Source organism: Sphingomonas epibiotica (assembly GCF_039615155.1).
GTDB lineage: Bacteria > Pseudomonadota > Alphaproteobacteria > Sphingomonadales > Sphingomonadaceae > Sphingomonas.
On record NZ_JBDGHY010000004.1, the window covers coordinates 430782 to 443266 of the forward strand.

The 12485-nt window shown below is 63.0% G+C and carries 14 protein-coding genes; 1 reads left to right on the forward strand and 13 read right to left on the reverse strand.

Annotation, left to right across the window (positions count from 1 at the left end; all coding sequences use genetic code 11):
* Window positions 1-364: 364 nt before the first annotated feature.
* From AAIO73_RS10735 to AAIO73_RS10770, 8 genes are all read right to left on the reverse strand, one after another.
* A complete protein-coding gene (locus AAIO73_RS10735; protein ID WP_345877954.1) occupies window positions 365-1942 on the reverse strand; it encodes an amidase in 1578 nt (525 codons plus the stop codon).
* Between the two features lie 210 nt (window positions 1943-2152).
* Complete coding sequence (locus AAIO73_RS10740; protein WP_345877955.1) at window positions 2153-2983, reverse strand: 2OG-Fe(II) oxygenase; 831 nt, start codon at window positions 2981-2983, stop codon at window positions 2153-2155.
* Window positions 2984-3210: 227 nt separating this feature from the next.
* A complete protein-coding gene (locus tag AAIO73_RS10745) occupies window positions 3211-4347 on the reverse strand; it encodes an acyltransferase family protein (protein ID WP_345877956.1) in 1137 nt (378 codons plus the stop codon).
* A gap of 515 nt (window positions 4348-4862) precedes the next feature.
* A complete protein-coding gene (locus AAIO73_RS10750) occupies window positions 4863-5651 on the reverse strand; it encodes a BRO family protein (RefSeq protein WP_345877958.1) in 789 nt (262 codons plus the stop codon).
* Window positions 5648-5968, reverse strand: a complete 321-nt coding sequence (locus tag AAIO73_RS10755) for a hypothetical protein (RefSeq protein ID WP_345877960.1) — start codon at window positions 5966-5968, stop codon at window positions 5648-5650. The genes AAIO73_RS10750 and AAIO73_RS10755 overlap by 4 nt, the downstream gene beginning before the upstream one ends.
* A 236-nt stretch (window positions 5969-6204) precedes the next feature.
* Window positions 6205-7119, reverse strand: coding sequence for an exonuclease domain-containing protein (locus AAIO73_RS10760; RefSeq protein WP_345877962.1), 915 nt, complete (start codon window positions 7117-7119; stop codon window positions 6205-6207).
* 91 nt (window positions 7120-7210) lie between these two features.
* Window positions 7211-8287, reverse strand: coding sequence for a hypothetical protein (locus AAIO73_RS10765; protein ID WP_345877963.1), 1077 nt, complete (start codon window positions 8285-8287; stop codon window positions 7211-7213).
* Between the two features lie 88 nt (window positions 8288-8375).
* Window positions 8376-9710, reverse strand: coding sequence for an SGNH/GDSL hydrolase family protein (locus AAIO73_RS10770; protein ID WP_345877964.1), 1335 nt, complete (start codon window positions 9708-9710; stop codon window positions 8376-8378).
* Between the two features lie 88 nt (window positions 9711-9798).
* On the opposite strand from AAIO73_RS10770, the gene AAIO73_RS10775 reads away from it, so the two are divergent.
* On the forward strand, window positions 9799-9972 hold the full coding sequence (locus AAIO73_RS10775; protein WP_345877965.1) for a hypothetical protein: 174 nt from the start codon (window positions 9799-9801) through the stop codon (window positions 9970-9972).
* A 327-nt stretch (window positions 9973-10299) separates the two neighbouring features.
* On the opposite strand, the gene AAIO73_RS10780 is transcribed toward AAIO73_RS10775, so the two are convergent.
* Genes AAIO73_RS10780 through AAIO73_RS10800 form a run of 5 tightly spaced genes read right to left on the reverse strand, consistent with a single transcriptional unit; the run spans window position 10300 to window position 12409 of the window.
* On the reverse strand, window positions 10300-10764 hold the full coding sequence (locus AAIO73_RS10780; RefSeq protein WP_345877967.1) for a hypothetical protein: 465 nt from the start codon (window positions 10762-10764) through the stop codon (window positions 10300-10302).
* The gene (locus AAIO73_RS10785; RefSeq protein WP_345877968.1) at window positions 10740-10934 is read right to left on the reverse strand and encodes a hypothetical protein; all 195 of its coding nucleotides are present in this window, start codon (window positions 10932-10934) and stop codon (window positions 10740-10742) included. Before AAIO73_RS10785 ends, AAIO73_RS10780 begins: the two co-directional genes overlap by 25 nt.
* Window positions 10934-11419, reverse strand: coding sequence for a M15 family metallopeptidase (locus tag AAIO73_RS10790; protein WP_345877971.1), 486 nt, complete (start codon window positions 11417-11419; stop codon window positions 10934-10936). Before AAIO73_RS10790 ends, AAIO73_RS10785 begins: the two co-directional genes overlap by 1 nt.
* Window positions 11420-11459: 40 nt before the next feature.
* Window positions 11460-11867 carry a hypothetical protein gene (locus AAIO73_RS10795; RefSeq protein WP_345877972.1) on the reverse strand — a complete coding sequence of 136 codons (408 nt, stop codon included), beginning with the start codon at window positions 11865-11867 and terminating at the stop codon, window positions 11460-11462.
* A complete protein-coding gene (locus AAIO73_RS10800) occupies window positions 11864-12409 on the reverse strand; it encodes a hypothetical protein (RefSeq protein ID WP_345877973.1) in 546 nt (181 codons plus the stop codon). The genes AAIO73_RS10795 and AAIO73_RS10800 overlap by 4 nt, the downstream gene beginning before the upstream one ends.
* Between the last annotated feature and the right edge of the window lie 76 nt (window positions 12410-12485).

Here is a 12485-nt window from a genome sequence, read left to right on the forward strand (position 1 = left end):
GCCTGCCCAACTGGACCCCGGCCTTCGCCGGAGTACGCGAGTTTTCAGGTCATCGGACGACTTTCGCAGCGGTCTCGCGCAGGCGGGGTTGCAAGCCGAGCAGAACAAGGGCTTGCGCACGTGGCTTTGCATCCCAGCCTGCGCCCGCCCGGGGATATGATTAGGGTTTGATGAGATGAAGCTGACCCGTTCGTTTTGAGTAGCCATTGAGCTTGTCGAAATGGCGTATCGAGGGACCGTCACAGATACTTCGATACGGGTCTTCGACAGGCTCGGCCCCTACGCAACACGAACGATTATACTTCTGGTCATCACGCTCAAAGGGTGTGCTTCGATCGCAGTCAGGCGTTGAGGTGTCGGAACGCTACCGAACCCCGTCCAGCCCCGGCCCCACCTCGGCCCGTTCCGGATAGCGCGGCGCGACTCGTGCCTGCGCCTTCTGCTCATAGGCATAGCCGGCGTTCAGCACCTGCTGGTCGGCGCCCGCCGTGCCGATGAACGACAGCCCGACCGGCAACCCTCGCGCCAGCCCCATCGGTACGGTCAGATGCGGATAACCCGCCACTGCCGGCAGTTCGGACGCCGACGGACCGCCATATTGATCGCCATAGACCGGATCGCTGAGCCACGCCGCGCCATAGGTCGGTTCGACCAGCAGATCGAGCTTCGCGGCCTTGAGCATCGCGTCGATCCCTTCCGCGCCGGCCAGCCGCAGCGACTTCGCCCGCGCCGCGCGATAGGCGGGATCGTCGAGCCCCCTGGTCTTCGCCGCCGCCTCGAACGTCTCCTGTTCGAAGAACGGCATTTCGGTGCCGGCATTGGCGCGGTTGAAGGCGATGACCTGATCGAGCGTGCGCGTCTTCACCACCGCCGGGGTGGTGGCGAGATAGGCGTTCAGATCGGCCTTCAACTCGGTCTGGAGCACCAGCAATTCCGCCTCGCCCAGCCCGTCCAGCTTGGGCGGCGTCACCTCGACCAGCGTCGCGCCGCCCCTGCGCAGCACCGCCAGCGCCGCGTCGAATTGCTGGGTCAGCGGTGGCGTCATGCCATTCGGCCGGATGACGCCGATCCGCCGCCCCTGCAGTGCGTCCGCCGACAGGTCCGCAGCATAGTCGCGGACTTGGGTGCGTGTGGTCGCGGTATCGGTCGGGTCGGGGCCGGCCATGGCGGAAAGCAGCACCGCCGCGTCGCGCACCGAACGCGCCATCGGGCCGGGCGTGTCCTGGCTATGGCTGATCGGCACCACCCGACTGCGGCTGATTACACCCAGGGTCGGCTTGAACCCGACCAGCCCGTTGATCGATGACGGGCAGACGACCGACCCGTCGGTTTCGGTCCCGACCGCCGCCGCCGCGAAGCTGGCCGCGATCGCCGCGCCCGACCCCGACGACGAACCGCAGGCGGTGCGATCGAGCGCATAGGGGTTGCGCACCAGCCCGCCGACCGCGCTCCACCCGCTCATCGACCGGGTCGATCGGATATTGGCCCATTCGGACAGGTTGGTCTTGCCGAGGATCACCGCCCCCGCGCGGCGGAGATAAGCCACCAGCGGCGCATCGCGCCCGGTGATGTTGTCGCGCAGCGCCAGACTGCCCGCCGTGGTCGCGATCCGGTCGGCGGTCTCGATATTGTCCTTGATGAGAACGGGCACGCCGTGCAGCGGCCCCCGCACCCGCCCGGCGCGCCGTTCGGCATCGAGCGCCGCCGCCTGTTGCAGCGCATCGGGATTGACCGCGATGACGCTGCGCAGCATCGGCCCGGTCCGATCCATCGCCGCGATCCGGGCGAGATAGGCGCGGGTGACGGCAACGCTATCAGTCGCGCCCGCGCGCATCTGCGCCTGCAACTGGTCGATCGAGGCTTCCTCGACCCGCTGGGCGGCGGCAGGGGTGGCGGCCGCCAGCGTCGCAACAAGACCGATCCAATCGTAGCGCCGCATCATACCCCCCCACCGTGCGAGATGATGCTAGCGTGGTCCGATCTGCACCGCAAAGCGAGACTTGCAGTTCGATGTCACGGTGGTGTTGCGGCGCGATCGCCGCGCGCTCAGCCTAAGCCGAAGCGGGCAGGCGCGACCGACCGCATCATCGAGGAAAACGCTAAAGATTTTTCGCCGCCAAGCGGCAGCCATCCAAGCTGCCTGCCACCGGTATCAAGCCATCCCGACCGCCCGTTTGACCTTCGCGACCGCTCGCTCGGTCTTGGTCGGACGATACCGATTTTTGGTCAATTTTTGCAGCGCACTATCGCGATGGGGACGCCAGATCTCCGTCGAACAGCTTACAGCCATGTACATCGCCTTACGAAACCCCGTGATGGCAGTCACCGGGTTCACATCATGCAACGCGGAATTTGACTGCAGCGACGCCACCATCAAATTTCCCTTCGCAGGATACACTTTATCGATGATCGGTGTCTTGTCTTCGAGCCGATATAGACGGTGTTCGCCACCGATCATCGTCGGGTTGTCATCGATGTAGAGCAAGATCGAAACCAAGCGTGTCAGGTTATCGACGTGTATGCCACTACCACCATTCTCCAGGCCATAATTTACCTTGCCAATGCCAATATCCAGCCTGGGAAAGAGGAACGGATCGTTCTTTTGGACATTCCACCGACCGATCATCTTCCGAAATTCATACGGGTAGGGGTGGATCGGCAGCGTCCGTGGATCAAGGACCAGATCGCCCGACGCCACGCGCATCTCTATCTGCTCATCGAACATTTCCAGGAATGTCTCGATGAACTTTCTGGAATAGACCCAGTCGTGCAGCGCCTTGTACGCCGAACTATGTTCCTTGAGCTTTTCATAACCGACGTCACCGGCGGTCATGTCGCCATGCATTCGAAGCTTGCCAGCAAACTGATCTTCCGCCGGGAAATCCGCGACCAGATCGTCATGTACCTCAACGGCATTGCCAAACGCGATATGCGGATACGGCTCGGAAATGACAGGAATGTCCTTCACCGACTTCGTCAACATGCTGCTTCCCCCCACAGGATCCGCATATACTATCGTCGGCATTCATGTGCGCAATTGATTCGTTATTGATCAAAGCGGTAGCTACGGACCGTCCTCTTATCGACAACGGATCGCATTCGGCGGACTGAAAGTGTGGCAACCTCGTCGTCGACCAACAGTTGCACAAGACTGCTGGTGCAACGAGGCCGCCGGTTTGCCACCAGCCGGCTTGCCCGCCCCTTCCGAACCTACCGCGTCACTGCTCGCGATGCGCGCCAAGCCTCGGCGTGGCGGCCGCGGACGCGATCAAGCCGCAGAATCACGCGTTTGACCGCCGCCTGCATCGGCATTTCGTAGAGCCGGAAGCTGAGCGAGGCGGCGACGACGATTGCGGAAAGGACGAGGAAGATTTCCAGCACGATCGGCATGTCGAACCCCGCCAGCACGTTGCGGACCGTATCGGCAACCGGTTCATGCAGGAGGTAGATCGAAAAGCTGTACGCGCCGAGCAGCCGCATGACGCGATTGGCGAAGAAGAAGCGGGCAAATGTCGTGTCGATCGTGAACGACAGCACGAACGCGCCGAACAGCAACGCCATCGGCAGGTTCTCATACACGCGTCCGCGCTCCCATCCGAACCCGGTCTTGGACGGATCGGTCGACACGATCCCGGCGAAGATCGACAGCATCAGGACGATGCCAAGGCACTGGACGATCGTCGCCGATCGTTTGTCGATCCGGTCGAACTGCACATAGCGGCACAGCACTGCCGCGCCGACCCCGACGAGGAAGATCGGCAGCGAATTGAAGACCGTGATCCCCGGGAACATCGGCTGCAACACGAACATCGCGGCCAGCCCGAACCCGAACAGCGGCAGATACCGCAGGACCAGGCGCCGCGCGACGACGTACCACAGCCCGACGAAGACGACGTAGAATTCGACTTCGGGCGGGATCGACCAGAAGACATATTTGCTGCCAAGGAACAGCAAATGCTTCACCGTGTCGAAGGTCGTCAAATAATAGACGAAATCCGGACCGACGGTCTGCGACGCGATGTAGGAAGCGAGGATCACCGCGTAGAAGAGCGGAATGACCCGCGCGATCCGCGACGCCATGAAATGGATGACCGCCGCCATGTCGAACGGCCGGAACAAGTAGAGATGGCCCATCAGAAAACCGCTGAGGACGAAGAAGATCATCACCCCGAAGGTGCCGGATTGCGGGACATAGCCTTCCGACAGGCCAAGAGTCTGGAAATGGGAGATCACGACCAGCAACGCCGCCGCGCCGCGAAGTCCGTCGAGCGCCGGAATATGCGCAGGCTTACGGAGCGGCACGTCCGCAAGCGGCTCCTCGCGATGATAGGATCGCACCCATTCCATGTCGTCTTCCCCCGAAGTTGTGCCCGACCCTCCCCTGCAATTATTGTTTCATCAGTAATGACATGCCAGCCGACTTTATTTCAACCCGATTTTAACCAATCTGCTGAACCATAAGTATTTACGGTGCTATTCCGGGGATTTGACCAGGCCGACTTCGATCATACTTCCGCACGAGGTCCACGACTCGCCCCACGGACGGCGAATCCGTTGCAAATTGCTACCGTCCCAGCTTTGCCGACCGAACGATCGAGTGCACATGGGCAAGGCCGAAAGCGAATGGCGATCGAACCACGAAGCAACGAGGCAGAATAGAAAAAGCCCGCCAGGTTGTTCACCTGACGGGCTTTCTAAATGGTGGGCGCGGCAAGGATTGAACTTGCGACCCCTGCGATGTCAACACAAGGCGGTAGCCCCGAAAACGCGGTTTTACGCGATTTTCGAGGCCATGCGTTCGGGAACGTGACAAGAACAAACAGCCCGGATCGACCGGTTTTACCGCAATCTTACCGCAGCCATCATTGGTCGATCAGTCGCAGGCCGAGGCGGTGCATGACGTTCGATCGATGGCCGCCAATGCCGCAGTTCGACAGCGCGCGGCCGAAGGATGTGAGCGATACGATGTCGCAACGGTTGACCCCCTCGCGCTTCGCCCAGTCCAGATAGTCGTGGTACAGCGTCATGCTCGGCACCCGGTGGCCGGGGGCCGCTTCGGTCCGCGCGTCCATCCACTCCGCGACCGACTGATGGAGCTTGCCAACGACCGCGACCGCCCCGGACAACAGCGGCTGAGCTTCTGACAGGCCCAGATCGGGCAGGCCGGCGATCGCCCATGCACGACGCGCACCGCGCGTACCGAACGCGATTCGTGCTTCGCGCACCAGATTGAGTTGCAGCCGCAGGCGTTCGGTTTCGTCCACTAGCGGCTCGGACGGTTCGGGATCGCCCATGTCGTTCGCCGGTTCGTAGCGTCCGGTTGTGCGGATGGCCGGCAGCACTTCGTTAGTCAGCCACTTACGGAAGCGGTGCGCCACGCTCCCGGCCTTCATCGCGTCCCGGCAGCGAAGAACCAGCGTGTAAGCACCACCTTCGCTGATGATCGTTGTCGACTGGGTTCGACCGATGGCGTCGGTTAAACCGACCTCATCCTTTTCATCGTCGTCCAACTTCTCGATCGCGTCCCGATGATTAGCGATATTCAGCGCGCCGCATACATCCTTTGCAATCAACCAAATGCTGCCGCCACGGTCTGTCGCCCGCACCAGTTGCTCGCCAAACCCAAAGGTTTGCAGGGGCACGGCCGTCATGCGACCTTCTCCGCTTTGACCATGCCAGAGGTCAGGATGCGAATATCGTCGAGCGATTGCCAGATATGACCCAAGACGTTCTTCATCATCGCGTCTAGGTCTTCGGCGCTGATGGCCAGCCCGATGAAGTCGCGAAGATATTCGATCCTACTGTCGATAGCACTCATCTGGGCGGGCGCGCTCGCGGTCATGTCCTTCGGCAGCAACGGGCCGCCGATGTCCAGCGAGACGTTCACCCGGAGGGTGGAAAAATCACCGTAGAATCCCGGTGACGGATGCGCATTACGGGTGCTACCCGCCTTGTCAGCCTGTTGCATGTTATCTCCATGCGATGGGTTAGGACCGGCCAGATGTTGACGCATCTAGTCGGTCCGTTTGTCACTACATGCAATGGTTGCAATGGGTCAAGTGGTAAGCTACGCGATCCTGATGGCCCTTCAACACGACAAGCTGTTCCAAATGCGCGCCTCGGCGGATTGGCTCGCGCAAATCGACGAATGGCGGCGTCAGCAGCCGGACCTACCATCCAGAGCCGAGGCAATTCGCCGCTTGGTCAGTTTGGCCCTTGAGCATCCCCCTGCGAACAGAGCGCCATGAACGCCGCTTCGGACAGGATCTGAATAGTCGACCCTTCGGCAATCATCTGCTCGATCTTCACCTGCTTGCTCGACTTCGCCGCTCCGGGTTCACTTCCCCCAATGACCAGCATCGTGACTTTCCGCGAAATAGAGTTGGCACATTCCGCGCCCAGCCCATTCGCCAGCTTCGCAGCGGCACCACGTTCGATCGAAAGTTCGCCGGTAAAGACCACCCGATGACCGGCCAATGGCCCTTCACCACCAGCAAAATCTTTCAACGCCACCTTCCGATCCGGCATCGGCGTTCTACGCCCAAAACTGGCAGTCGGAGCCTTTGCCTGCGTCCCGCCAATCGAACGACCGTAGACCTGTGCGGCTTGCTTGATCGTAGTGGGAACGGCCGCCAATGCCGCTACTGCAACCAGTCCCGCTGTTCTGGCATCTTCCAATGCGTCGTGATGATCGAACGCAATACCCAGCCCTTCGGCCAGCGTGGCAAGCCGGTATCCGCCGGGGCGGGGTTTATCAGGCCACGCCCATTTCGCGAGGTCGACGTTATCGATCCAGACGCAGTCTGGCAGAGCACGACCAATCTTCAGGTATGCGCCGCCAAGCGCGGTGCGATCAAAATTCCCGTGGCTTACGACAATCTCGTCACGGAGGTATGTCTCGATCTCCCCGACCACCGCGCGGAAAAGCGGGGCGTCAATCACAGCGTCTTCGGTTATTCCGTGCACGCCAATGTTCATTTGATCGAAGGCGCACTCCGGGTTGACCAAGGTGCAGAAGCTTTCGACTTCCCTGCCGTTCTCGTACAATGCAATACCGACCTGACAGATACTGTCCCACGAAGCACACGCAGTTTCCAAATCAATCGCAACGAATCGCATCGTCTCGCCCCCTGTGTTTGGCGAGACGATCAGATACCTTCTTGGCGAGCGCAAGCGAAGTTGGCGGGGCGGCGAACCACCCCGCCAAGCATCACTTCACACCCTGCCGGAACGTGACTTCGGTCGATTCACCCGGCGCGAGCAGCACGGCCGGCCACACCAGTTGCAGGGTCAGGTCGACCTTTGCGTCGTACCCGATCTCGCGCCGCGTACCCGTCACTTGCGCCTTGTCATAGGGGTTGGTCGCGGCATACGCCCCGGCATCGGTCGTCTCGATGAAATACGTCTCGCCGGTCGTCAGGCCCGCTTCCCATCGCCCTTGCGTCACCACGCGGTTCTGCGTCGCATAGCTGGCGGCGGTGTCGGGGTCTTCCGACCTGAAATAGGTCACCGACACCGGGACCGATCGGGCGTTGGTCAGCCGGACCCGGTAGAACAGCGTCGTGCCCTCGATCGTCACCCGCTGCACGATCTTGATGCCGTCCGGGGTCGGCACGCTCTTCGTCGTATCGACCGTCTCACCGGAGAAGGTGAACGGATCGCTGAACACGCCCCGCATCTGGCGATAGCCGTGCAACAGGCCCGCGACATAGTAGCGGCCATTGACGATCATCCCGGCGATGTCCTGCGATCGACCATGCAGCAGCACATCATCGCCCTTGCCGGTATACATCGACAGCCGCAGGAACCCGCTCTTCGTATCGGTCAGGAACGGTGCGCCGACATTCTGGGTAGTGCCAAGGCCACCGTCCGGGCCAAAGGCGACATTGAAGCCCGCGCGCTGGATCGCCACGCCACCTTCCGGCAGCATCTTGGTCACGATATCGCTCGGCACCGGATCGGGCTTGGGTTCCGGAGGCGTCACGACCGGCGGTTCGATCACGGGCGGCGCGGTGACCTCGACACATGCCTGCCGCACGCGATAGCTGAAGTCCGGCAGGCCGGGGCACGGGCCATAGACGGTCGTCTTGCGCGGCAACTTGGGGCTGACCTTCAGCGCCCATCCGTCGAGCTTGATCACGCCATCGGCGTTCGTATCGGGGATGCGCGTCAGGCTGGTGACGATGCTGCCCGTTCCGGTCTGGGCGACGGCCACCGCCGGCATGAAGCAGGCGCAGAGCATCAGCAGCGCGGCCGACAGCCGCGCCGGAAAGGCGATTTTGAGCATTTTGATATCTCCGGAAAGGGCGGTGGCGTATGCGCGTCACCGATGCTGCATCTAAGATGCGGGCATTCAGGCTAGTCGGCCTATTGCGTCAGCCGTTCTTGATGAAATTGTAGTAGGCCGTGCCGACGACGCTTGATCCAAGCTTGTTCAGATGGATACCATCGGTGTGCATGTACCCAGCGGCGGTTGCAGCGTCCAAAGTTTCGAAGCCGGGGATTGTCGTGATATCCATCACAGCGACGCCCTTCGCGGTCGCCACGTCCTTAACCGCCTGATGCAGTTCGACCTGCTTTGACTGCGGGCGCGATCCGGTCGCGACCCAATGCGGGACGATAAGCAGCGCGTCCGCGCCGTTCGCCTTAATGTCGTCCACCATTTCACCCAGCCGGGTCGTGAACGTAGCAACCGCTACCCCGAGCGAATCGCTGCGCGCGTCGTTGATGCCGAGATTGACCGAAACCAGCTTGACCCCAAGTTCGGTAATCAGGCGGCGCAAAGCCTGCGGCGGTCCGTAGATCGGCGACAGGCCATCGGGGTTGCCCGCTGCGCCACGCCAGCTTGCGGTAGTCGCACCGCTCCACCCGCCGTTCATAATCATCACGCCGCTCGCCATCATGTCGCGGGCAATCACGGCGATGATGCGGTTATTGGTGGTGGTGCTGGCGATCTTCGCTAGCCCGCTGACTGCCGGAGCGCCCGAAGTAGCCGTAGTCGACGCTGCATAAGTGAACGTCGAAAATCGCAGTTCGTCCGGTGCGCCAGAATCAGTCTTTGTGCCGCTGATCTGCACGCCAGAGGCACCGGGATAGGAAACGTTGTAGGTCGAGTAATTCGTGGCGAACGGATACATGATATCGAGACGGCTATATTTCTTGGTGCCGTCATCGTTGAAGCCAAGCGTCGTCGTACTGCCGCCGCCAGCCATGGCACCACCGATCGACATTTCGGGTGCCGCGGTCGAACCCCACTGGCCGTTACGCAAGTCGGGTCGATACGACAGCGTGCTGCCGCTACCCATGCCGCTATCACCCATACCGGTCAGCGAATTGCCGATGGACGGCAGACCCATGTCCGTCTGGAACAGCTTATTCGCGACGATCGGCGGCGAATTGCCATAGGCGTTATTATTGTACCCGTCAGCGGTATCGCCGCTCTGCGAACCTGCCGTGGTGCTGTCGCCTGCGGCGTACACCAGCGCCTGACCTTGGCCAGCCTTCGCCTTATTCAACTGTGCCTGCCACAACGGCATCAAAGTTGCAGCGCCGGCCGCAACAACCGAAAGAGCGGTGTTAGTCGTGCGCGGCGTGTTCGTCGCTCCGGAAAGCGTTTCAACGACGTTGACGGCGCCGTCCGTCGTCGGCGTGCCACTGATCGTCGTCCCGGACAGCGACAAACCAGCAGAACCGGGACCAGCCAATGCCAACGTGCTACCCGCCGTCCGCCCGCTTATCGTACCGGTATAGGCTGTTCCTACCGTTCCAGACGATGGCGATACCGACAACGCGTTCAGCGTGGGCCCAGGCGCCGGGGTGCCGCCGCCTGCGGCGGCAGTGGTCACGCTGAACGTTCGCGGCGTCCCGTCGATCGTCGCAACAACGCTGGCGGTCTCGCCGGCAGTCGCAGATGACGTGACCCGCAGCTTCAGCGTGTCGCCGTTCGTGACGGTCGTCGCAGCGCTCGAATAGGCCGCACCGTTCTTCGAATACTGCCCGCCGCTAATCGTCAGCGCGGGCGACCCGACCAGCCCCGACAGGGTGACGGTGTTGCTCTCGATCACCGACGACAGGGCCGCGCCCAGCACCGGCAGGAACCCGCCCAGTGCCGTGAACGCCGCGCGCGACTGCGCCCGCGCCGCAGGGCTACCGAACCGGCGTGGATATCGTGCCATCTACTTGTTCTCCATGTCAGGGGCAGTGGGCCACGCGTCGATCGCGAGGCGGCGTTTGTCGTCGCAGGCGGCCAGATCGAACCGGCCGTCGCGAATGGTGGCGTCGTCGTCGGCCGCCGTGGCGCTACCGTCTGCTTGCCGGTGCTGCGGCGTCGGCCGGCACGGCTCGGTCGCGGCGACCGGGGGCGGCGGTAGTTTCTGCAAGGCGGGCGTCGAGCAGATCGATTGCTTGCACCCGGTCAGCAGCGCGACAGCGCACGCGACCAGCATCAGTCTGGGCATATTCCCTCACGGTGTTCGTGCTTTCGAGGATGATTGGCGCGCGGTTGGCGAGCCGATCGGCGTAGGACATCGCCGCCGCAGCGACGCGATCGGCGGCGTTCCGCTCCGCCCTCAGCTTGGCTTTCTCGGCGTCGGCCACGTCCAGCTTCCAGACGGTCCGTTCGTTGGCGAGCGTCAGGCGCACATCGACAAGCTGGCGATCGGTCCACCACCACCCGGCCGCCAGCGCCGCGATCGGCACCAGCCACCAGACGCGGCGCAACAGGGCGAGCGCGCCGCCCATCACCGGCACCCCACGCGGTGCCACAGCGCGATCAGCAGCGAGACGGCGACCATGAACAGGATGAAGGCCAGCGCCAGCGGCCAGCACAGCGCGATCACGACGACGGCGGCGAACGGTCCGTCAGCCGACCGATCGCTTTGCAACCATGCCGCCACGGCAACCGCGACTGCCAGATAAAAGAGAAACCAGACCATCACCGGTCCAGTTCGAAATGCGGGCTGTCGGTCTCGCCACGCTCGCGCGGCTTGCCGTCGCGATCCCAGTCCGCACCCCAGCGGATCGGCACGCCCTCGACCTTCGCCGCTTCGACCATCAGCGCGGCGACCCGGTCGAACCGCGCAAGGTCGTTCCAGTCGATCGGGAACGGCGCGAGGTCGACGGCGTGGCTATAGCCGTCCGGGCGCGGATAGTGCTTCGACGCCAGCGGGTTGCTAAGCCACGTCACCTTGCCAACGCGCGGCGCGGCATAGTTCGCCGGCACCTTGGCCGCCTTGCACTCCGCCTCGGTCCGGCCCTTGCCGTAGTTGATGAAGCACTGCTCTTTCGTGCGGACGCCTTCCAGCACTGTGAAGTCGTCGCGCGCGTCCGCCATGATTGCCGCGCGCTTTACGACGCGGACCAGATCGGGATGCACGCCAGCGAGCCGCGCCAGCGACCGCTGACCCAGTACAATTGCCATTGCTTTGCCTTTCAGGAGTGCCGCGCGCGGCGGCGGAAGATCAGTCGGCCTTCGGCCCCGGCGCGAACGGCCCGGTCGCGCGCTGCACCCACGTCAGCGCGATCGAGATGATACCTGCGCCCAGCGCACCGATCCCGGTCCCGGTCATCAGCGCCCACAGCGGCTCCGGCCGCTGCGAGATGACCATGCCGGCGGTGAACAGCAGCGTCAGCGCCGACACCGGCACGTCGACCGTCCAGCGATGCGCCTTGCGATCGGTCTGGACGACGTAGAAGCGCACCGCGATGCAGGCGCAGATCGCGGCAATCATGCTGCCCGCCTCGAACGGATAGCCGAGAAAATGCCAGACGATCGGAACCGAAACAGCCACCGTCGCCCCCTTGTCTTGTCCCATCGCAGCCGCGACCGGCGCCAGCGCAGCAAGCGGCGCCACCACCTTGCCCATCATCGCGTCGCCACCACGCCCAGCGCTGCGAGCAGGCTTAACCCCACGATCGCGGCCGGCCGCTTCAGCAGTGGCAGAGCAGTCCAGAAATCGACAGGGTGCGGCCGGCGGCGAAGCTGTTTCACCATGCCCGGAGCAGCCATGTAAGCAAGCGCCAGGCCGGATAGACCAAAAGCGACCGCGACCGGGTCCATCAGGCGCTGCAACAGAAGCAAACTGCCGGTGTCGGCCGGCTTTGCCGGGTTCCAGCCCCAAAGGACGATCGCCGCGCCACAGCAGCGGATGGCCATACCGGTGGCAAAGCAGAAGATCGTTGCGCGCCACACCGTCACCGGATGGCGGCGCTTGTCGATCGCACGGCGACGCCAGACGTGCCGGATCAGGTCGACCGCCATCATCGTCGCCAGCACCATGGCGGCGGTCATCACCGCCAGATTGATGACGACCAGCCAGCCTTGCCCGTCGAAGCTGGGCGGCGCGACCGTTGCCGGCCCGTCCGCCACGGCCCGCGCGGCATAGCCTTTGGCGGAGGCGGCCGAAATCATGCGGGCGCGCCCCAGCGCGCCCGTGCGAGCGTCATCATACGATCAGTCCTTTCAGTGTGTCGGTTCAGGCGCGGAT

What these genes read in the sequence shown, in the direction of transcription:
- AAIO73_RS10735 (WP_345877954.1), bottom strand. Translation starts at nt 1,942, where the DNA reads ATGATGCGGCGCTACGATTGGATCGGTCTTGTTGCGACGCTGGCGGCC.
- AAIO73_RS10740 (WP_345877955.1), bottom strand. Translation starts at nt 2,983, where the DNA reads ATGTTGACGAAGTCGGTGAAGGACATTCCTGTCATTTCCGAGCCGTAT.
- AAIO73_RS10745 (WP_345877956.1), bottom strand. Translation starts at nt 4,347, where the DNA reads ATGGAATGGGTGCGATCCTATCATCGCGAGGAGCCGCTTGCGGACGTG.
- AAIO73_RS10750 (WP_345877958.1), bottom strand. Translation starts at nt 5,651, where the DNA reads ATGACGGCCGTGCCCCTGCAAACCTTTGGGTTTGGCGAGCAACTGGTG.
- AAIO73_RS10755 (WP_345877960.1), bottom strand. Translation starts at nt 5,968, where the DNA reads ATGCAACAGGCTGACAAGGCGGGTAGCACCCGTAATGCGCATCCGTCA.
- AAIO73_RS10760 (WP_345877962.1), bottom strand. Translation starts at nt 7,119, where the DNA reads ATGCGATTCGTTGCGATTGATTTGGAAACTGCGTGTGCTTCGTGGGAC.
- AAIO73_RS10765 (WP_345877963.1), bottom strand. Translation starts at nt 8,287, where the DNA reads ATGCTCAAAATCGCCTTTCCGGCGCGGCTGTCGGCCGCGCTGCTGATG.
- AAIO73_RS10785 (WP_345877968.1), bottom strand. Translation starts at nt 10,934, where the DNA reads ATGGTCTGGTTTCTCTTTTATCTGGCAGTCGCGGTTGCCGTGGCGGCA.
- AAIO73_RS10790 (WP_345877971.1), bottom strand. Translation starts at nt 11,419, where the DNA reads ATGGCAATTGTACTGGGTCAGCGGTCGCTGGCGCGGCTCGCTGGCGTG.
- AAIO73_RS10795 (WP_345877972.1), bottom strand. Translation starts at nt 11,867, where the DNA reads ATGATGGGCAAGGTGGTGGCGCCGCTTGCTGCGCTGGCGCCGGTCGCG.
- AAIO73_RS10800 (WP_345877973.1), bottom strand. Translation starts at nt 12,409, where the DNA reads ATGATTTCGGCCGCCTCCGCCAAAGGCTATGCCGCGCGGGCCGTGGCG.